23 protein-coding genes are annotated in these 20,089 nt (G+C 58.3%); 1 reads left to right on the top strand and 22 read right to left on the bottom strand.

Features of this window, described 5'->3' with window-relative positions; all coding sequences use genetic code 11:
* Positions 1-89: 89 nt before the first annotated feature.
* The 22 genes from KIN_RS21990 to KIN_RS21885 form a co-directional block, all read right to left on the bottom strand.
* Positions 90-686: an AbrB family transcriptional regulator gene (locus tag KIN_RS21990; protein WP_159811226.1), complete on the bottom strand. Its 597-nt coding sequence runs from the start codon at positions 684-686 to the stop codon at positions 90-92.
* Positions 683-1,240, bottom strand: a complete 558-nt coding sequence (locus KIN_RS21985) for a GNAT family N-acetyltransferase (RefSeq protein WP_159811224.1) — start codon at positions 1,238-1,240, stop codon at positions 683-685. The genes KIN_RS21990 and KIN_RS21985 overlap by 4 nt, the downstream gene beginning before the upstream one ends.
* Positions 1,241-1,867 (bottom strand): DapH/DapD/GlmU-related protein, encoded by a 627-nt coding sequence (locus KIN_RS21980; RefSeq protein ID WP_159811222.1) that lies wholly within the window; start codon positions 1,865-1,867, stop codon positions 1,241-1,243.
* A complete protein-coding gene (locus KIN_RS21975) occupies positions 1,864-2,730 on the bottom strand; it encodes a transglutaminase-like domain-containing protein (RefSeq protein WP_159811220.1) in 867 nt (288 codons plus the stop codon). The genes KIN_RS21980 and KIN_RS21975 overlap by 4 nt, the downstream gene beginning before the upstream one ends.
* The gene (gene phnE, locus KIN_RS21970; RefSeq protein WP_159811218.1) at positions 2,727-3,587 is read right to left on the bottom strand and encodes a phosphonate ABC transporter, permease protein PhnE; all 861 of its coding nucleotides are present in this window, start codon (positions 3,585-3,587) and stop codon (positions 2,727-2,729) included. Before phnE (KIN_RS21970) ends, KIN_RS21975 begins: the two co-directional genes overlap by 4 nt.
* A complete protein-coding gene (gene phnE / locus KIN_RS21965; protein ID WP_159811216.1) occupies positions 3,584-4,516 on the bottom strand; it encodes a phosphonate ABC transporter, permease protein PhnE in 933 nt (310 codons plus the stop codon). The genes phnE (KIN_RS21970) and phnE (KIN_RS21965) overlap by 4 nt, the downstream gene beginning before the upstream one ends.
* Positions 4,517-4,576: 60 nt before the next feature.
* Positions 4,577-5,485, bottom strand: a complete 909-nt coding sequence (gene phnD / locus KIN_RS21960; protein WP_159811214.1) for a phosphonate ABC transporter substrate-binding protein — start codon at positions 5,483-5,485, stop codon at positions 4,577-4,579.
* A gap of 42 nt (positions 5,486-5,527) precedes the next feature.
* Positions 5,528-6,334 (bottom strand): phosphonate ABC transporter ATP-binding protein, encoded by an 807-nt coding sequence (gene phnC / locus KIN_RS21955; RefSeq protein ID WP_159811212.1) that lies wholly within the window; start codon positions 6,332-6,334, stop codon positions 5,528-5,530.
* A gap of 78 nt (positions 6,335-6,412) precedes the next feature.
* Positions 6,413-7,576, bottom strand: coding sequence for an alpha-D-ribose 1-methylphosphonate 5-triphosphate diphosphatase (locus KIN_RS21950; protein ID WP_159811210.1), 1,164 nt, complete (start codon positions 7,574-7,576; stop codon positions 6,413-6,415).
* 33 nt (positions 7,577-7,609) lie between these two features.
* Positions 7,610-8,323, bottom strand: a complete 714-nt coding sequence (locus KIN_RS21945) for a phosphonate C-P lyase system protein PhnL (protein ID WP_159811208.1) — start codon at positions 8,321-8,323, stop codon at positions 7,610-7,612.
* Positions 8,320-9,117: an ATP-binding cassette domain-containing protein gene (locus KIN_RS21940; protein WP_159811206.1), complete on the bottom strand. Its 798-nt coding sequence runs from the start codon at positions 9,115-9,117 to the stop codon at positions 8,320-8,322. The genes KIN_RS21945 and KIN_RS21940 overlap by 4 nt, the downstream gene beginning before the upstream one ends.
* A complete protein-coding gene (locus tag KIN_RS21935; protein WP_159811205.1) occupies positions 9,114-10,028 on the bottom strand; it encodes an alpha-D-ribose 1-methylphosphonate 5-phosphate C-P-lyase PhnJ in 915 nt (304 codons plus the stop codon). The genes KIN_RS21940 and KIN_RS21935 overlap by 4 nt, the downstream gene beginning before the upstream one ends.
* Positions 10,025-11,092: a carbon-phosphorus lyase complex subunit PhnI gene (locus tag KIN_RS21930; protein WP_159811204.1), complete on the bottom strand. Its 1,068-nt coding sequence runs from the start codon at positions 11,090-11,092 to the stop codon at positions 10,025-10,027. Before KIN_RS21930 ends, KIN_RS21935 begins: the two co-directional genes overlap by 4 nt.
* Positions 11,092-11,628, bottom strand: coding sequence for a phosphonate C-P lyase system protein PhnH (gene phnH, locus KIN_RS21925; protein WP_159811203.1), 537 nt, complete (start codon positions 11,626-11,628; stop codon positions 11,092-11,094). The genes KIN_RS21930 and phnH overlap by 1 nt, the downstream gene beginning before the upstream one ends.
* The gene (locus KIN_RS21920) at positions 11,628-12,035 is read right to left on the bottom strand and encodes a phosphonate C-P lyase system protein PhnG (RefSeq protein WP_159811202.1); all 408 of its coding nucleotides are present in this window, start codon (positions 12,033-12,035) and stop codon (positions 11,628-11,630) included. Before KIN_RS21920 ends, phnH begins: the two co-directional genes overlap by 1 nt.
* The gene (phnF, locus tag KIN_RS21915) at positions 12,028-12,744 is read right to left on the bottom strand and encodes a phosphonate metabolism transcriptional regulator PhnF (protein WP_159811201.1); all 717 of its coding nucleotides are present in this window, start codon (positions 12,742-12,744) and stop codon (positions 12,028-12,030) included. The genes KIN_RS21920 and phnF overlap by 8 nt, the downstream gene beginning before the upstream one ends.
* Positions 12,745-12,892: 148 nt before the next feature.
* Positions 12,893-13,672: a phosphodiesterase gene (locus tag KIN_RS21910; protein ID WP_159811200.1), complete on the bottom strand. Its 780-nt coding sequence runs from the start codon at positions 13,670-13,672 to the stop codon at positions 12,893-12,895.
* Entirely contained in the window at positions 13,669-14,496 is an 828-nt protein-coding gene (locus tag KIN_RS21905; RefSeq protein ID WP_159811199.1) for a metallophosphoesterase, read from the bottom strand. The genes KIN_RS21910 and KIN_RS21905 overlap by 4 nt, the downstream gene beginning before the upstream one ends.
* A 60-nt stretch (positions 14,497-14,556) precedes the next feature.
* Positions 14,557-15,804 carry an ABC transporter substrate-binding protein gene (locus KIN_RS21900; RefSeq protein ID WP_159811198.1) on the bottom strand — a complete coding sequence of 416 codons (1,248 nt, stop codon included), beginning with the start codon at positions 15,802-15,804 and terminating at the stop codon, positions 14,557-14,559.
* Positions 15,805-15,901: 97 nt separating this feature from the next.
* On the bottom strand, positions 15,902-16,864 hold the full coding sequence (locus tag KIN_RS21895) for a carbohydrate ABC transporter permease (protein WP_159811197.1): 963 nt from the start codon (positions 16,862-16,864) through the stop codon (positions 15,902-15,904).
* On the bottom strand, positions 16,861-17,829 hold the full coding sequence (locus KIN_RS21890; protein WP_159811196.1) for a carbohydrate ABC transporter permease: 969 nt from the start codon (positions 17,827-17,829) through the stop codon (positions 16,861-16,863). The genes KIN_RS21895 and KIN_RS21890 overlap by 4 nt, the downstream gene beginning before the upstream one ends.
* Before the next feature lies 1 nt (position 17,830).
* A complete protein-coding gene (locus KIN_RS21885) occupies positions 17,831-18,985 on the bottom strand; it encodes an ABC transporter ATP-binding protein (protein ID WP_159811195.1) in 1,155 nt (384 codons plus the stop codon).
* Between the two features lie 108 nt (positions 18,986-19,093).
* Here KIN_RS21885 and KIN_RS21880 point away from each other — a divergent pair, with 108 nt between their 5' ends.
* Entirely contained in the window at positions 19,094-19,954 is an 861-nt protein-coding gene (locus KIN_RS21880) for a LysR family transcriptional regulator (RefSeq protein WP_159811194.1), read from the top strand.
* Positions 19,955-20,089: the final 135 nt, after the last annotated feature.

Raw genomic sequence — 20,089 nt, 5'->3', positions numbered from 1 at the left:
TACGCCCAAACCGCGTAGCCAATGACTGAGCGTGGGAAACGAAACCCCTTGAGACGGGATAGATCAGACAGATTCAACATGTCATCGCGCTACAACGGCAAGTTGGTTGCAACAACCTGACAATGCCGATCCAACGGACCGTTCGGTTCCGGAGACAGTGGCATCATCCCGTCCACCTCGTAGCCGAGGACCCAACGGAACCAAAAAGCGATGGCGGCGATGACCAGGATAATGCGCCACACATGCGCCAGGATGATTGCTTTTTCATCGCCGCCATGCGCACGCCCGATCTCGACCATTTCGACGACACCGCCTGGCATCGCGCTAAAGAGCGCGGTCACGCGCGATTGCCCGCCAATCCGGTGCAAGTACGCGTGTACAACAAAGGCAGAGATCGCAACGCAAAGGACAAGCCCGGCAAGTGACACGGCCCATTGATCCAGGTGGTCAAACGTGTCGGGTTTGAACCCCGAGCCCAGCATCACACCGATGATCGCGACCACATACGGTCGCGCCCTTTCTGGACCTGACAGGTTCCATCCTGCGAGCGTGCCGATCAGCGTGATGATGATCGCGCCAAGCATCCACGGAAGCGGCAAGTTCAGCGCGTAGAACAGGGCGCCGCCGGATGCGCCAAGTGCTATTGTCGCGATGAGGGCCCGATGGTCTTTCAGCGCATGGATCATTCGGACAAGTCGATATGAAACACCAGGTCATCCCCACCGCCCAATTGCGCGGGTCGTGTGTCTTGGCGCACAAATTGCCCGCCGTTCTTTTCAATCACCCGTCGCGAGGCCAGGTTTTCGGGGTCTGTAGTGATGGTGAGCCGGGAGAGACCCACATCGCGCGCCTCTGGCAGCATGGCCCGCAAAGCGGCGGTGGCCAGGCCTTCGCCCCGTCGCCACGGGACAACAGCGTATCCAATATGGCCAAGGCATGTTGGGGGCAAATCGTTGCTGTCCGGTCGCCAACGCAAAGCGATGCTACCGCAAAAACTGGTGTCCCATATCCACCTCCGAATGCTGGGAAGCCGCTCGACAGTAGAGCCATCAGGAAGCTTCACAGGGCCTGCCTGAGCGCTGCGATCCTCCATCTTTGACAAGAAGTCATCGGGGTCGCGTTCAATCTCTATCAATTGTTCTTGTGCAGCCTCGGGGCGTAGGTTGTTCGGCGACCATCCTCTTTCAAGCGCGTCGCGATAGGCGCTGAGATGGTCATAGGCGGGCCGAACAAGCTGCATCTAGCGATACTTTTCAATGAAAGCATCAATGTCCATGGCGCGGATGTCGGGCAACGCGGCCTTGTAAGCATCATAGCTCCAATCCCAAACCGCGATCTCTTGCAGAGCGTCAGCTTGTACTTCGGGAAAGCGCCGTTTGATGACACGCGCCGGAACACCGCCGACCACCGTGTAGGGTGCCACATCTTCGGTCACGACCGCCCCGGCACCAATCACCGCGCCGGTACCAACGGTCACGCCCGCCGTGATCGTCACCCCGTGGCCAATCCAGACATCATGGCCGATGGTCACCCAATCCGCGCGGCGCCATTCAAAGAAGTCATAATCATCTTTTCCCAACCCATAAGCCTCGGCGCGGTAGACGGAATGGTGCTGCACCGCCCGCCATGTCGGGTGATTACCGGGATTGATGCGCGTGGCGTTCGCGATCGAGCACATCTTGCCAATTGTCGTCCATACGACATGACAATCCTTGGTGATGTAGGACCAGTCGCCCATTGAGCCACACTTCAGCACTGTGCCTGCCCCAACCTCGGTCCACATGCCAAGCTCGAATTCATTGACACTCGCGCGGTCGTGGATCGTTGGGGCTTGGCTTAGCTTGGCTTTTGACCCTGCACCACTCACACTGTGCTGTCCTGCATCTCAACCTCACTGGCCTTGGAGGTACTGCTGAGGCGAATGTCCGGAGACGCAAACGGCTGATACCCCTCGTCCATCAGCGCAAATGGCTCGATCAGTGCTGTGACATTGCTCAGGCCAAGCGTGGGGAAGGCAAGGCCCATCGAATGGAAGGTTGCTGCACGAACACCCGGTTTGGGATTGAGGCCAGGTTGGATGTTGCGTGTGCCCAGTTTGAGATGGTGAGCGATGTCCCATTCCTGGGTCTCGCCATTGATCCGCGTGACGACCCAGCAATGGCCGTCCTCGCAATGGTTCCCCTTGTCCTCCGGAAAAAAGAAGCCCGTCACATATCCCGCCTCGATCCCAACCGCGCGGAGGGCCGCGATGAAATAGGTGTTGATGTCAACACAAGAGCCTTCGGTCAAACCGCATCCCAAAGCCGGAACATGGTCAAACCCATCGTTGAAGCGTGCTGTGGGGTGGCCATAGGTAAAGCGTTCGGCTGTGGCGCAGGCAATGGCGCGGGCATGGGCGAGGCCCCGCAAGTCACCAGCGTCGTCTTGTGCCTCTGGCACCAAGTCTGCCGCCGAACGGGTAAACGGCGTATCGCGAGGTGTGAACATCACCTCGGGGTAAGGAGCGGTCGATGCGCCATCGAAGCGCCACGTTAGCGTCAAGGCTCCGCCCGCCGGCGCAATGCGATAGGCAGTTTGGCCTGTGCTGGCCTCTTCGATCTCGATGGCCGTGCCGCCTTCCACTTGAAACGCAGTCGTGCTCCCGTGTGGCGTCGCCATCCCGCCTGGCGCTATGACGTCTTCGGTGCCGGCAGGCAGCTTCGTGCGGTAGCTCAATTCAAACGTGCTCAATGCGCGCCCTCCCATTTGCCGATCACCCGGGTGCGGATAAGTCCCGAAAAATAGTCGACCATGTAAACCATGGCGATGATCATGAAGATAATGGTCCAGACCTGATCCCAGAACACCCCCGCAATCCGATCCGACAGCATAAATCCGATACCGCCCGCGCCAACGATACCGAGGATTGTAGACGAGCGTACGTTGGACTCAAAGTTGTAGAGGATAATCGACAGATGCACTGGCAGTACCTGCGGCATGATCCCATAGAGGATCGACTGGAACCGTGAACCACCCGAGGCTACGACGCCTTCGACGGGGCGTTTTGAGGTGTTTTCCAGTGCCTCAGAAAAGAGCTTTCCGAACGTCCCGATTTCTGAGACGGCAATGGCAAGGATACCTGCCAAAGGACCCAAGCCAAAGGCGCGAATAAAGATCAGCGCAAGGATCAGTGTTTCAAAGGCGCGGATGATGTCATAGCCGCGCCGCGCAGAATGGCGGAGCCAGAAGATGCGGTTGATATTCTTGGCCCCAAGGAAGGACACAGGGAACGCTATGATCAGTCCAAGCACTGTTCCCAGGAACGCCATGGCCACCGTTTCGCCGAGCGCCGTGAACACCTCGACCCACTCGGGCCAGGTTTCCCACAGATGCGGCGGGAACATAAACGAAATGACTGTTCCGAGCCGCTGGAGGCCAACCCAGATCCGTTCAGGCGCAAAGTTGAAATCGTAGAGACACCAGGCAAAGAGCCCGATGAATAGCGCCCAAAGTCCAATCTTGCGCGCACGCACGGCGGGCGTGTCTCGGAATGCGCGTGGGTGCTGTTCCATGAGGGTCTTGATGTCTGTATCCGTTGGGAGCGTCATGTCGCCGGCCCTTTCTCAAGTCCGATAACCTTGTGGCGCAACTTCTCTGATCCGTAATCAATGACCATCACGGTCACAAAGATGATGAGGAACAGGGCCGACAGGTCGGTGTATTCCTGCAAAGACAACGCCTCGCGGAATTCCTGGCCGAGGCCACCGGCACCCACATACCCGATGATGGACGAGGCGCGCACGTTGATCTCGAACCGCAGCAGCGTGTAGCTGATGATGTTGGGCATGACCTGCGGCACGGCACCATAGCGGATCTGATCAAACCATGTGCCGCCCGCGGCCTTCACGCCTTCGAGAGGTGCCATGTCGATGTTCTCGTTGACCTCGGAGTAGAGCTTGCCCAAAGCCCCGGCTGTGTGAAGCCCGATCGCCAACACGCCCGCCATCGGCCCCACCGAAAAGCAGAAAACAAAGATCAGCGCCCAAACCAGCTCCGGCACGGTGCGCGCAATCTCGAGATAGCGGCGGCTGAACCAGAGCACCCATGTGTTGGGGGCAAGGTTGCGCGACGCAGGAAATGACATCACAAACCCGCCAAAGACGCCAAGAGCCGTTGCCATGAAGGCAATCAGGACCGTTTCAACTAGCAGGTTCAGCCAAACCTTCCAGCGCCAGAACCATTCGGCGAGATCAGCGCCGAGGCTATCCCATCGCAGAACGGGAAGCGTTCGTTCGATGAACTCGCCAAGGCGCGGCAAGCCTGCCGGAATGATCCAGCGCCATTCGCGCGATCCGTCCGTCAGGGTGACCTGAGTGACCCTGAAGAAATCGCCCAACCACGCCGAGAAGGCAAAAAACGCAAAAAAGAGTATGCTGGCGATCATCCAGCCGAATTTTGCCCGCCGTCGCTGTGCGGCATAGCCCAACTCGAATTGGTCTAGGGGACGCAAAGGCGTCACTTCGGCGGCAGCGGTCATTTGAGAGGTCCCCAGTAACGATACCCCCCGCCGGGCGGGCGGGGGGTCACGCCTTCGATCTTACGAGCGGCGCTGCTTTTTCAGCCAGTCACGCATATCCACGATCCACTGATAGCGTTCATGGTTGGCGGGCTGCCAATCGGTCTGTGGGTTCGGCGTGTCTTCCACTTCGCCAATCATCATCTTGAAGGCTTCGGGATCTTTTTCTGCCACGTCCAACACCAGTTGCTGCATCGTGTCTTTCAGACCCTGCGGCAGGTTCTTGCGTGCCGTGAACGGCCCGGACGTGATTTCGGGGCTTTCCCAGATCGGGCAGATCTCGCCTTCGGAGATCATCTTTTTTTCGATCATACGCTGCCAACGGCCGTCCGTTTCATTGTTCTGCCAGGTCGCGGCGGCGTCAAACGTGCCTTGGGCCACGCCAGCAACACCGGCTTCGTGGCTCCCAGAGAATGGGATCGCGGAGAAGAAGGTTTTTGGATCAACTTCTTTGGCGATGTTGAAGTAGGGAACGGCATAGCCGGACGTGCTGTCAGGGTCCGCAAAGGCCAGAACCTTGCCTTCAAGATCCTGCAGCGAGGTGTAGCCGTCTTCGCAACGGGTCACGACGACCGAGAAATAGCCAGACGAGCCGTCCCGGCGCAAACGGGTTGCCAGCGGCTCAACCCCGCCGTCTGTGGCGGTGTAGGCGGCGGCGTAGGAGGACGAACCGAGGAAGGCAAACTCGATCTGGTCCGCGCCAAGTGCCTGGATCACACCGTCATAAGCACCGGCGGTAAAGATTTCGACTTCGACGCCCAATTCACGTTCGAGATATTGCTCGAACGGGGTGTAGCGCGCGATCCGGTCTTTTTCGTTTTCACCGGACAGGATGCCGAACTTGATGACTTGGTAGTCCTGTTTCCAGTCATCCGCGACGGCAGATGTGGCAAGCAAGGCAGCCACGGCAGTTGTGAGAAGGTATTTCATGGTCAGGTCCCCCTGGTTTGGTTTGGCGATTGGATTTCGGTGTCAGGCTGGCAGGGCGACCGATTGGGTCGACGTCACTGCCTCGTTGAACTCTCGCAGACCGTCGAGGCCATAGATGTCGCGCACCACGTCATCAGTCAGTTGCGCGGCGGTACCGTCAAAGAAGACACGGCCATTGCGCATCGCTATGATCCGATCGCAATAGGCGCGCGCGGTATCTAGCGTGTGCAGGTTCACAAGAACGGTCAGTCCGTCCTCTTTGTTGATCTGTCGCAGGCCATCCATCACAAGCGTCGCGTTCGCCGGGTCGAGAGAGGCTATAGGCTCGTCCGCCAGCATGATTTTGGGCTGCTGCACAAGCGCTTTTGCGATCGCGACGCGCTGTTGTTGTCCGCCCGACAGCGTGCCCGCGCGTTGTAGCGCCTGCGGCACCAGATCCAGCCGGTCGAGCGCTTGTAGAGCCATCGTGCGCTCGGCATCGGTGAATTGCATGGCCATGGAACTGAGGAACCCATGCTCTGCCAGCCGACCGATCAGGACATTGGTCAGAACGTCGAGCCGGTCCACAAGGTTGAACTGCTGAAAGATCATCGCGCAGTCGCGCCGCCAATTGCGCAAGGCTTTGCCGCGCAGGCTTGTGATTTCAGAGCCTCTAAACGAAATCGACCCCTTGGTGGGGTCGATAAGCCGGTTGATCAACCGAAGCATTGTGGACTTGCCCGCGCCTGAGCGTCCTATGACGCCGACGAACTGACCGGGTTCGATCTTGAGCGTCACGTCATCGACGGCGCGTGTCTCGTCAAAGAGTTTGGAGACACCGGAAAGGGTCAGGGCGGCAGATGCAGACATGGCGATTCATCCGAATGAATTTTCCCTGACTGTGATCGGCTTCTGTGACGTCCAAGAGTCCGTATTGTAAAACTTCTGCTACGCCACGGCGGCGATCGCCGACTGTTCGGCAGTTTCTGGCCCGGATCCATTGGAGAAGATGATTTTGCCGCCGCCATAGGTCTGCACAACGCGGTCTGCGGCATCGACAATCGCCAAGTCGGCGCGTTTGCCCGTCGCGATTTCGCCACGGTCGGCCAAGCCCAATGCTTCTGCCGGGTTCTTTGATGCCAGACGCACCGCGCCGACCAAACCATCGGGGTCTTGCGGGGTGAGCGCGCGGATCGCGGGCAAGATTGCCGCGGGGTGATAGTCTGCAGCCAGAATATGCAGCAAGCCTGCAGCATGGGCGTCTCGGGCCGAAAGGTTGCCGGAGTAGCTCTTGCCGCGCATTGCATTCGGTGCACCCATGGCAATCATCAGGCCGCGGTCTTTGGCGGCCTGTGCTGCCTCCATCGTTACGGGAAACTCGCTGATCACGGCCCCGATGTCTGCCATCAGATTGGCCTTTTGCACCGTGTCGTCATCATGGCTGGCCATGGCAACGCCGTGGGCTTTGCACAACCGAGAGACGTTCTGCAAATTGTCGAGCATATCTTCAGCAGGAACAGCGTTTTCAATCTGCGCCCGAAGACGCGCGCGGGCTTCGGCTTCGCTCGCCCCGCCCCTTACACGGTAAGAAATCAGCTTTTCGATGTTGCGATACTGGCCTTGTCCGGGGGTATGATCCATGACGGAAACCAGATCGACAGCGCCAGCCACCAGCAAACCTTCGAGCGCCGCGATGGCATCTGTATAGGTCATGTCAAACCGCGCATGGATGCGGTGATCGACCCGGAGCCCGTGAATACTGTCTTTGAGCGCGCGAATGATCGCGCTTGTATGCTCAAATGACCGCCGCTCCCCGTCGACCGCTGTGCGGGAGAACGACACGCCTGCATAGGCGGTCGTGACACCAGCGGCCGCAAGGCGCGCATCGAGATGCCCAACCGCGACATCCATCGGGAAATCCACTTTCGGGCGCGGCTCCAGCTCCAGCTCGATCATGTCGCCGTGCATGTCGATGAAACCCGGGAACATTGTGAAGCCAGATGGCTGGCCTGCGCTTTCGACAATCTCAGTAATCACGCCGTTTTCGATCCGCAGCGCGCCATTGTCGATGATCCGGTCTGCCAGGATGAGTCTTACGTCAGAAAGCCACATCATACTGTCCTCTAGTAGCGAAGCGACAGGACATTAAACATCGTCTCGCTCCTCTTCGGGTGCCGCGTCCGGTGTCAGATCAATCACGCGGTCGATTAGGTGCATCACATCATCAGGATGGTGGAACACGCCGATCATCGCTGTCCCTTGATCTTTCAGTTCCTGCAAGCGTGCCACCAATGCCCCGCGCGCATTTGCGTCCAGCGAAGCTGTCGGCTCATCCAGCATCAATAGTTTTTGCGGAAGGATCAGCGCGCGTGCCAGATTGACCTTTTGCTGCTCGCCACCTGAGAACGTAGTCGGATAGGCTGCCCAAAGGTCTGGCTTAACGCCAAAGGTTTCCAGCGCCTTGCGGGCAGAGTCCAAAGCTGCCTGAGAGTCCCAGCCGGCAAGCCTCAGGGGTTCGGCTACGATGGCCTCCGCACTCACGCGCGGGCGGGCCGTCAGGAATTGCGTGATGAAGCCGATCTCGGTGCGCCGCAAATGCGCGACGTCTACATCCGCCGCCCGCGCAAGGTCGATCAAGCCATAGCTGGAATGGAACCGTATTTCACCGGAGAGCGGCAAGTAAGACCGATAGAGCGTGCGCAGCAGCGTCGATTTACCAGCACCGTTTGCCCCCTTGAGCAACACAAATTCGCCAGCGGCGACGCCAAAGGAAATATCCTCGAAGGCCGGGATGTCCTTTTCAAGATGATGCAGTGAAAAGCCCTTCGTGAGCCTGTCGATTTCCAGAACCTGTGTCATAGTTTCGCGTGCACCAATTGTTGTGTGTAAGGATGCTGTGGGTCCTGGAAAATCTGGTCCGCAAGGCCGGTCTCAACCACTTCGCCGCGCCGCATCACCATGACGCGGTCCGCCAACGTGCGGATGACGCCAAGGTCATGGCTGACGATGACCATGGTGATCTGTCGGTCCTGCTGAAGCCGCTTGAGCGTGTCGAGCACCAGGGCTTGCACGCTCACATCCAAACCTGTTGTTGGCTCGTCCAGCAGCAATAGCGCCGGTTCCAGCGCAATCGCCTTGGCCAATTGCACCCGCTGTTGCATCCCGCCCGAAAGCTCAATCGGGGGTGCGTCAAGGCGATCCAACGGAAACTCCGAGGCATCCAGGGCTTCGGTCGCGGCCGCCCGCAGAGTGGCAAAGCTCCGCTCCCCCGCGACCAGAAGGCGTTCAGCCACATTGCCGGAAGAGGAATGCTTCATCAAAAGGCCCAAGTGAGGGTTCTGATACACGATCCCGATTTTCGTCGCGCAGAGCATCCGGCGAGCAAAACGGTCCAGCTCAAGCAGATTGCCAGACACATCCGGCAGATCGAGCGTGTAGCTTCCCGCCTCTGGGATTTCCTCGAGGTTCATCATCCGCAAAAGCGTGGACTTTCCCGATCCGCTTTCGCCGACAATGCCCAGCACCTCGCCGGGATAGGCGTGGGCCGATACGTTTCGCACGGCCTGCACGGGCCCGTACGATTTGGACACGCCGTGCACCTCAAGCAGCGGGCGGGTCTCGACAATGCGGGGGGCGTCGAGGGTCAGGGTCATTGCGGCATCTCCCCGTCTTTGTACCATGTCTCGCCCCGGTTCTCGCCTTCCCCATCGCGCGCGCGAATGGTCTTCACGCCCCATTCGCTGTCCGAAATTTCAAAACTGGACGTGCCGTCATCCTGCGGGATCTCGTTCATGAAGAATCCAGTCGTGCCCGACCGGGTGCAGGTGAGCGCCCCATGCTCCTCGACCTTGTAGGGCACATCCGAGAACACCAGTGGCTCGACGCGCGTAAATGGTGGTACCACAAAGATACGCTTTTCCCGGCCTGCCGACAGGATCGTCAGGTGCTTGGCCATGTGCAGTTTCGGCACGTCCCAACGCGGAATGGGCGAGGGCGTCATGACATGCCGACCATGCACCAGGCTTGGATAGCTCGCGCCCTGCATGACCCGGCCGGACCGCACGATCTGCTCATAAAGCTGCAGCCACATCCGCCCGTAGTCAGCATCGGCGTGCATTTGGCGCGCGATGGACATATTCGGCTGAACAGATCGCAGCGGCTCTGGGTTTGGAACTTGCAACACAAGCACTTGGTCTTCGCGCAGGATTTCCTCGGGGATGCGGTGCCGCGATTGGATCAGGTCCGCTTCCAGCGTGTCCATCGTCGTGGGCGTGCCTGCAACTCGCGCAATAAAGCGCCGGATCGAGGCCGCATTGACGCTGTCATCGGCGCCTTGATCAATGACCTTCACGCGGGTCTGCAGGTTCACAAGTGTCAGCGAGACCTGTAGCCCGCCCGTGCCCCAACCGCGCGCCATCGGCACCTCGCGGCTGGCATAGGGCATCTGGCATCCCGGCACGGCCACAGATTTCAGCATCTTGCGGCGCAGCTCACGCTTGGCCGAGCCGTCAAGGAAACCATAGCTCATCGCTTCCCATGGCTTTGTCAGGGTTGAAAGGCTCATTCCGCCGGCTCCTGTTGCTTGGGCGCGCCCGCCTCCTTCTTGGCCTTCGCGTCGCGCATCGCATCCAGCGAAGACTGGAACGTCACATAGTGGGGCAGCTTGAAGTGAATGCAGAAGCCCGAGCTCTCGACACCTTCGGTGTGGTAGAGGAAGAACTCCTCTTCCGTCGGGGAGCCCTTTTCGGCACCGGGGCTGTTCAGATCGAGCGTTGCCGCAGCGATGCATTTAACCTCGTTCCAGCCAAAGGTGGCGGCATAGCCGATCCCCAGCTGTTCGTCCTTTTTGTCAACGACTTCCGCCTGAGATACCTTGACCCGTCCAGCAGAGAATTGCCGCCCATCTGGGTGGGTGACGGCAATTTCGGCCTCGGCTAGACGTAATTCATTGACCGTGGGATGCGCCTGCCCAAAGCCGCGCATCGCGGCGTAGCCGAGCGCCAGAACACCGCCGGTTTCGGCCCGTGCAAGGCTTTGCAGCGTGTGGGCGCGTTTGGAGGGAAAGAGCAGCGGCTCACGCGTCAGGTCAGGAATGTCGTTGCCTTTGGTCGGATCCTCCGCCGGGGGGTCAAGAAGGTCGTTCTCCGCCTGCCATGCACTGACACTGGGCTGATAGGCTGGAGATGGCTTATTCGCGGGCTCGACGGGTTTGGGCGCGTAGGTTTCGCCCTGCAGCACATCGGTTGCCAGAATGCGGTGCGCATAGTCCAGGGTCGGTCCCAAGACCTGCCCGCCCGGAATATCTTTGAAGGCTGCTGATATGCGCCGATGGGTGAACAAGCAGTCTTGTTCGATTGGCGCGGCCACCTGCAATCGCGGTTGTGTCGTTCGCCAGGCGCGCAAGAGCAGAACGGCCTCATAAAGCTCTCCACCCGTTTGGGCCAAAGCGAGCGCGGCCAGGTCCTCGTCATAAAGCGAGGCCTCGCCCATGACCCGGTCAATCAGATAGGGCAGGCTTTTCTTGACCTCTACGACGCGTTCTCGATCAAAAGGCCCCATCTCTTCACGAAAGAGCCGCTCTGATTGCTCGATGGCCCGTTCGCCACCGCGTGTTGCGACATAGGCCATTAGACTTCCTCAACAGTTGTGGATCGGGGCACTCCGACGACGCGCGCGCCGTCAACAAAGAAGAGATCAAACCCCATCGGGTATCTCAGGCGCGCCGCGCGCGCTTTCCAAAAACCGTCAGGCAGACCGTCAAGCTGCAGAGACATGGCGCCATCAACGCCCGGTCCCGCAAGCCTAAGCGCAGGCCCCGACCCAAAGCTGGCGCGGATGATGACTGTGGCCCCGGCGTCGGGGTAAAAGTCGCTGCCGATATTAATGTCGGCGATCGGATCGGACGTCGTCATAGCCCCAAGAAAGACGTGATCGGCCCTGTCGATGTCAGCAAGTTCCGCGCCCGTGCGCATAATCTCGGGCATCAGGAGCGGATCGGCCGAGTAGACCAGACATTCTCTGTCCAGCAGGGCAGTGATTATCGTCCCCTCGCCAGGTTCGGGCAGCTTGCGAGGCAATCCGGGGCGGCTCAACGTCCAAAGCAAAGCGTCAAAAGCCGTGTTGTCGCGCGTCTCGGCGGGGCTTGGCGTGGGGGTGGCAAGCATCAGCATGTCTCCATTTTCACGCGGGTGGCTTCAACGCGGCGCAGCACGTCTTCATCTGCCTTTTGCAGTGTCTCGGCCTGTGCGTCGCAAAACGCCCTGCAATCCGCGCTGCGCACTTCCGCGGCTATTGCAAGATCAACCAGCGCCATTGCCATCGAGGCTTCGAGATCATGCCCGCGCCGCATCCCATAGCCTTGCATGTCACCCTTGCGAATATGCGCTTCGCTCATGAGGATTTCGCCTAGGTGAAAGGCGACGCCTTTGGCCGTGTCGCGCATTGGCAGCATCACCAGACCACTTTGCGACTGCAAAACCTCTATCTCGCCAAGATCCGGGATCAAGGTTTCTGCAAAACTCTTGAGCTTTGCAGCATCAACGCGCGCCAGCACGCTCAGCGTGTCATCCATCGGAATGCTCCATTGTAAAATTCACCCGCGCCGCGGACCAGATGACCCGGCTGGTTGAGATCGGGGTCCCGTCGGGTGTGGCGTCGATGGCCGTGACGACCAGAACGGGGACATCCGGGTGTTGTTTGAGCGTTTTTGCCTCTTCAGGTTTTGCCGCTCGGGAAAAGATAGACGTGTGCTGCCGTACGTAATCGGTAATCCCGAAAGACCGATAAGTTTCCGTCGTGGACCCCAGAACATCCCGGCGTTCAGCGAAATCGGGGAAGCGTTCGGCGCAGTGATAGACGCATCCAAAGGCGACAGGCAGATCATTGGCCAAAGTGATCCGCTGGCTTTTGGTCACCTGCGCGCCGGAGTTCAACAGAAGGGCTTTCGCCACCTCATCAGGTGCAGAAACGCGACTGGCTGAGACCAGCCGACTCGTCACATCCAGGCCCTGCGGGATCAGGTTGCGGTGCAGCCGGGTCCGCTTGCCGATTTGATAGGTCAGCCGTGGCGCGTCGGCGACAAAGGTGCCGCGCCCCTGTTCAATGCTGATCTTCCCGTCCCGGGCCAGCGATTCGAGTGCGCGGCGCACCGAGTGCCGGCCAATCTCAAACCGATCCGCCAATTGGGTTTCCGTGGGTAACTGATCCCCCGCTGACAGCCGCCCCGAGCGAATGTCATCTGAAAGGGTGTCCCGAATTATGGTCCAGTTTTCGCGCGTCATGTCTGATTCATCCGAATGAATTTTTGCTACTCTTCCTGCGTGACAGGCGCATGACAAAATGAAAAGAAAGATACCCCGCCAACAGCGATACAACTTGCCAAGCAGTCCAATTTGTGGGCGGATTTTAAACCTTGTCTGGCGCCCGGATCTAGAGCGGAAAACTGTGTGACTTGTCCGCAAAATCATGCAGATGCACTGTCACTTGGTCGTCCTGCAACAGAACGACGCCATAGGCGGGCGGTTCAAAATTGCCCCCTATCTGCTCTGCGGGCGTGTCCAGATCAAGAGCCACCTGATGGTTGAGCCCGCGCATGCACGAATAGCTGATGCCGCGCCAAGTGCCCCAGATGGCACGGTGCACATGACCAAAAAACAGGTTAAGGATGCTATGTTTATGCGGTGCGATGACGTCATGAAACGCCTCGGCATCCCGCATCATGATCGCATCCATCGCTTTGATCCCGACCTCGAACGGCGGGTGGTGCATGAACAGATAGACCGGGCCGGGTAGCTCTAACTGACGTGCAAGCCAGTCGCGGCGCGCCTCGCAATAGGCCCCGGCATGGCCCTTTGGTGCCTTTGTGTCGAGCAGCAGGAACCGCCCGTGCGCTGTGTCGATGGCCTGTTGCACAAAGCCGTTCTCATCCCGCGGCAGGTCCGGAAATGTGTGCATCAGCGACGGTGTGTCGTCATGGTTGCCTACCATAAGATGGATGGGGATTTTCAGCTTGGCGATCTCAGTGGCAAAACGCGCATAGGCATCTGCATCGCCCCAATGGGTCATATCACCCGTGACGATCACAAAATCTGCATCGCCATGTTCGGCGTTGATTGAAGCGACAGCGCAGGAAAGTCGCTTTGCAGGATCCTGACCATAAAGCAGTCCCGTTCCGACAACATGCGTATCTGTGAGGTGGATGAATTTCATTCAGCTGCGACGGGCTTGGCCCAATCGTCCCATCCGGTGCCCGAGGAGAATACCGGGCCGTCCCATGTGAAAGGAATATCATGGATCACGGTCGTGCCCTCGCTGACATCGATGACCGCAAACGACGGTTCCATGGGCGCGCCATGCAACAACTCGGTTTCTGCGAAATCAGGCAAAGACTGATTGCCCGTGGACCGCACCGAGGCAAAGGGGATGCCGCAATAGGTGCCAGAGCAGATCGCATGGATATGGCCGAAGTGTAGGTAGTCGATTTTGTCTACGTGTTTGCGCAGCAGGTCCGCGAAAGCCGGACGGTCAGCTTCAACCAGTGCGATTTTGTCTTCGGCCGGTTGGCCCAACGTCATGACGTTGTGATGCATGAACAGACGTGCGTGGGTGCAGTCCTGCAATTGCGCCTCAAGCCATTGAATCCGGTCCGCGCCAAAATGGCCCGCATGGGTGTGAGGTCCTGTGGTATCGAGATAGATGAGGCGTGTACTGTCAAGATCTTCGGCGTAGTTTACGTAGCAATTCTCATCGCGCGGTTGATCGGGGAAGGCCGCCTGGAAATTCGCCCGGTCGTCATGATTGCCGACCAGCAAACGTACTGGACAGGGCAGATCGACAAGCGCGCCCTTAAGCGCTGCATAAGCGTCCGGCTCGCCCCAATGGGTGAGGTCACCGGTGATGATGATCCGGTCCGCATCCTGGTGTTTGCTGCGCACCTCGTCCAAGGCCCGCGTAAAACGACGATGGGGATCAAGCCCTCCCATCCTTTCGCCGGGGCACGTGAGGTGGATGTCAGAGATATGAACGAGTTTCATGCCTGCGCCTTTCGAAAGAGCGATGGCCGCCCGTTAAAGGCGACCAGCGGTTACTACGGCTTAGCCGTTAGGCAGAAGGTCGGCGATTTCTTCGACCAGCTCTTCTTGCAGCTCTTCCATGTCGGTCGCGTCGCCGGTGACGATCCGCTCGATCCCGTCATAGATTACCTGGGTGATCGCCAAACCGTTGTCGCCAGGATAGGCCAGCCAGTCGCGAAGCAGCGGCAGTTGATCCACGGCGGTCTGCTTGTTTGGGTTCTGCTCATAGAAGTCCGCGAGGATGATCTCGTTCGCAGCCTTGTTCGGCGGCATGTAGCCCGTGGTCTTTGCCACTTCGGCAGCGCCATCACCGGAGGTGATGTACTTAAGCCAAGTCCACGCGGCCTCGCGCACGGCGGGATCCTCAGAGGTGGAGGTCAGCATCGCAGCGTTGCCGCCCGCGGGCAGGCCCTTTGGCGCGCCTTCCAGTCCAGGGAACGGGCCGGTGACCAGTTCGAAATCACCCTGGGACCGCTCAACCGCGCCCAGAGCCGACGTGGACCAGAACATCATTCCAATCTCGCCGGCGGAGAAGGACGCAAGGGCCGCTTTCCATTCGAGGTTCTTCATCTCACATTCGGTGAAGATTTCCTGCATCTGCTCCAGCGCGACCAGAGCTTCGGGGCTATCCATGGTGACTTTGCCATTGTCGACGATTGCCTTGTCCTGGCTCCAGAGCAAGGCCTGCATGAACCAGTTGCCGGTGATGTTCCAACCCCAGAAGATCGGGTTGTCGATGCCGTTGGCCGTCATGGTCTTGCAGGCCGCGATCACGTCGTCCCATGTCTGCGGCAATTCGGTGATGCCACCTTCTTTCAGGATGTCGACGTTGTAGTAGCCAACCGGCAGTGAGATCGAGAAGGGCAGGCCATAAACCGCGTTGTCAAAGGTCGAGAGCGACAGCATCGCCTGATGGTAGCCGTCTTTTTCGAAATCGGATTCGGCGGCGATGAATGGCTCCAGCGACTGCGCGATACCTTTGTCCACCAGCGGTGCCTGACGGTTCAGGCCCTGCATGGTCACGTCTGGCAGGTTGCCGGAGACCGCTTCGCGCAGCACGGTGTTGGTCCCATCCTCATAGGATTCGTACGTTGCACGAAACTTCACCTCGATATTCGGATGCGCTTCTTTGAACGCGGGCATCATTGCTTCGTAAGTGACGTCGAAGAGGTGGCTGTAGGGATAGGCGAACTCAATGATCACCTTGTCTTCAGCAAAGACGGCAGTGGCGGAGAGGGCCACAGCCATTGCAGTCAGCGTATATTTCATTACATCTACTCCTGTTGTTGGGGCTGACGGTTTGGCGATTGGCAGACCCCGGTGATGAGCCCGGATGGGCGACGAGTAGGGTGGGAGAGATCCCGCCCTATTTCATTCCAGACAGCGTGATCCCCTCGATAAAGCGGCGTTGTGCGACCAGAAATGCGACGATAAGCGGCATGACGATGATGGTGGCGGTGGCCATCATCGGCCCGAAGAATGACCCATCTGCGTCCCCTTTGAACTCCCGTAGGCCCAAAGGCGGCGTAAACAGATCCCGGCTGCCGGTGACAACTATGCGCGGCCAGAAATAGTCGTTCCAATGGGCGACGATGCTGAAGATGGCAAAGGCGAGCAGCGCGGGGATGGCTGTGGGCAGCATGACGCGCCAGACGATGGCCAACTCGGTCATCCCATCCATCCGCGCAGCATCGATCAGATCATCCGGTACGGTCATGAAGAACTGCCGCATGAGGAAAATGCCAAAGACCGAGATGGTCCAGGGCACCACCAATGCCACGTAGGTATTGGTCAGCCCCACCTTGGCGAGCATGATATAGAGCGGCAACGCAATGGCATGCACAGGAATCAACAGGCAGAACAGCACCAGCCCGAACACCGCCTCTCGCCCCCAGAATTTCAGTTTAGCGAGCGCATAAGCGGCAGGTAGGGCGACAAGCACCTGAATAAAGAAGATCGACGCGGTGACGATCAACCCGTTCAACAGGTAACGCAGCAGCGGTGCCTCGATGAAGGCCTTCGTATAGTTGAACACCACAGGGCGCGTGGAACAGTCGATTTCGGCCTGCGCCATGATCGCATTTCGGATTTCGCTGTCGGACCTGCCCGGATATTGCGGTGCGGCGGCGGCAATCTCGTCCCGGTTCGGGTCGCGCAGCTTGACGCAGCGTGGGTCGACCATCATCTCCTGAGCGCCAAAGAACCCGCCGGTCCCTCGATCAATCTCGCCCGGGCTTTTGAAGGAATAGCTAAGCATCATGTAAAACGGCGCCAGCACGATGATCGCGCCCAGGATGAGGATCAGGTGTTTCCAGATGTCACGCGTCATCCGTAATGCACCTTGCGTTCCACCAGCCAGCGCTGGATCAGGGTGAGGAACATGACAAAGACCAGAAACAGCATCGTTATGGCCGAACCGATGCCGATCAGGTTCTGCTGCACGCCTTTCTCAAAAATCGCAAACATCATCACGTAGGTGGATTTGTTTGGTCCGCCCCCCTGAGGCCAGAAGGCTTCAACCGTGTCAAAGACCTGAAAGGCGCGGATGCAAGAGATTGTCACGACGAACACCGTGGTGGGCCCGAGTGCAGGCCAAGTGACGAGACGGAAGCGTTCCCAAGCGCTTTTCGCGCCGTCCATTTCGGCAGCATGATAAAGCTCACGATGCACAGCAGTCAGCCCGGCGAGATAGAGCACCATATTAAAGCCAAAGCCTTGCCAGATGCCGATGAAACAGAGAACCCAGATGGCGTAGTCCCTGTCCCCGAGCCACAGCGGGAAGCCGTCAGCGCAGCCGTTGGCGAGGAACGGGATTACTTCAAGGATAGTGCCGCAGGACATCTCGAAGGTTTGATTGATCACACCAATGGTGGGGTGCAGCATGAATTCCCAAACAATCGCCATTGCGAGCAATGTCGCCATGACCGGCAGGAAGTAGATTGTCTTGTAGACGTCCCCGATCCGACCCAACGAGTTGACTAAAAGTGCGGCACCCAATCCCAGAGCAACCGAAATCGGGACGACCACTACCACGTAGGTAAAGGTCGCAATGAACATCTTCTCATAGGTCGAGCGGGAAAACAGGCGGTCGAAATTTTTAAATCCCACCCAGTCAAAGCCGGAATTGCCCAACGAATAGTTCGTAAAGGACAAGACGCCAGCGACGACAACCGGCACCAAAAGGATTAGAAACATCAAGGCCAGTGCTGGAGTGGCCAAACCCCAGGCTGTCCGGGCCTGTCGATTCACCTCCTGCGGTTTCCGAGCGGCAATTGACGCATCAATCTCAGCCATGTCAGGCCACCTCTCGCTCATGCGTTACGGCGACTTCGACGCGCCGTTGACGCTTGCCATCCGCGTCGAAAATCAGGCCATCTTTCAGACTAAAGCCCAAACCGACCTCGGCACCCAGTCGCAAATTGCGACGTTCGGCGGGGGCCGCACGCAGGGTCACGCGCGAGGTTTGATTGGCCAAGGCGATTTGCGCATAAACCTCGGACCCGAGGTTTTCCATATGAGCAACAGTCCCGGTCACCACAGGCGCTGCCTGCGTAAGTTTCAGCGCTTCGGGGCGCAGGCCCAACTGATAGATGCCAGCTTGCGCCGCCTCAGTGATGTAGCCCAGAACGCGGCCAAACAGGGTCATCTCGGTATTGGCAAGCTCAACCGGCAGGATATTGATCTTTGGCGATCCGATGAACTCTGCTACACGGATATTGCTGGGATCTTCATAGATGACGCTCGGGGCGTCGCATTGCAGGATCTCGCCGCCCATCATGACGGCGATCCGGTCCGACATGGTCATTGCTTCGACCTGATCATGGGTCACATAGATGAATGTCGCCTTCAAACGTCGATGTAGCTGCGCAATTTCAGCCCGTGTCTGAACCCGCAGCTTGGCATCCAGATTTGACAGCGGCTCGTCCAGCAGAAACGCAGCAGGATCCCGCACCAAGGCGCGGCCCAAGGCGACCCGCTGACGCTGCCCACCCGAAAGCTGACCGGGCTTGCGGTCTAAAAGCGGGCCGATCTCAAGCATTTCAGTTGCACTTTGAACCGCAGTGGCGATTTCAGACCGCTGTTCTTTGGCACCGGGCAAAAAGGGACCGATCAAGGGCAGTCTTTGCACAGCCGAAAGCGATCGCATCCGCAAAGGCACAGCGATGTTTTCCGCCACTGTGAGATGCGGATAAAGGGCGTATGATTGAAATACCATCGACAGGTTGCGATCCGCAGCGCGCGTTCCCGTGACGGCTTTGCCGTCGATCGCAATGTCGCCGCTGGTCGGGTCCTCAAGGCCCGCAATGATACGCAGCAATGTCGACTTCCCACATCCGGACGGCCCAACGAGCGAAACAAATTCCGCATCCGCGACGTCCAGCGTCACGCCTTTAAGCACCTCGGTTTCCCCAAAGCGTTTGGTCACCGATGAGATCGACAGGCCAGCCATACGATTCTCCCAAATGTCGAACACAGAGCTAGCGGTGCTGAGCCACAATTTTGTGACGTCATATTAGTGAAACCGATGGGGTCTATGGGCTACGCAAAAGGAAGCCCAATGCGCCCTAACCATCATCAGTTCATCGCCTTTGCCTATGTTGTCCACGAGGGCAGCTTTTCGGCTGCGGCCACGCGCATGGGCGTGACGCAATCCACGATTACGCAACATATTGGAAATCTCGAAAAGACCGTCGGCACGCCTCTTCTTCGTCGCGGCAGAGACGGGGTGGAACTGACCCCCACAGGGCAGGAGTTTTATGATCTGGCCGACCGCATGGTGTCGCTCGACGCCGAGGTGTCCGAGCGGCTTGAAGGCTACAACGCCATGAAAAACGGGCGCTTGAACGTCATTGGCAACGCACCGCAACCAGCGCTTAGGATTATTGCAACGTTCAGGCAACGCTTTCCGAACATTCAAGTGAACTTTGGCCTTTATGACTGGTCGACCGCGACGAATATGCTCCGCAATAGGATGGCCGATGTCGGCCTGATCACAGACGCGCCGGTCTCAGATGCATGGGAGAGCGTTTTTATCGAAAGCGCGGAATATGTCCTTTATTGCCCAAATGAACATCCTCTGAGCGCGAAGGCTTCCGTATCTCTCAAGGATCTGCGGGAGGAAACCGTCATCATTCCCGAAAGAGGGTCATTGACGAGAAAACTACTTGAAAATGCGTGCCGGACGCACGCCATCTCACTCGAACGAACAGTGACGATGACGACCTTTCCGCTCATGTATGAGGCAGTCTTACAAGGCATTGGAATTGCAGTGTTCCTGTGCAATAGCAGTCTGATCAAAAAGTCTGTAATGGAGATTCCGATCCGTGAGATGCCGCAGAAACATGAGACACATTTGATCGCCACTAAAGACAGGGTAGGTTTGAAACTAATCTCCGAGTTCATCAACTCAGTGAATTAACATAAGATTGATTATTGGAAAATTCATTGAAGTCGCAAAGCGATAATGTCACCTATGAGCAATTCAGAAGTGTCACTCTCCTCGCAAAACGATGTGAGGGTGAGCGGACATGGGATGGGTGATGATGAGCGAGCG

Origin of the sequence: Litoreibacter roseus, from assembly GCF_009811795.1 — a bacterium.
GTDB lineage: Bacteria > Pseudomonadota > Alphaproteobacteria > Rhodobacterales > Rhodobacteraceae > Litoreibacter > Litoreibacter roseus.
This window is presented reverse-complemented; position numbering and strand designations above follow the sequence as displayed.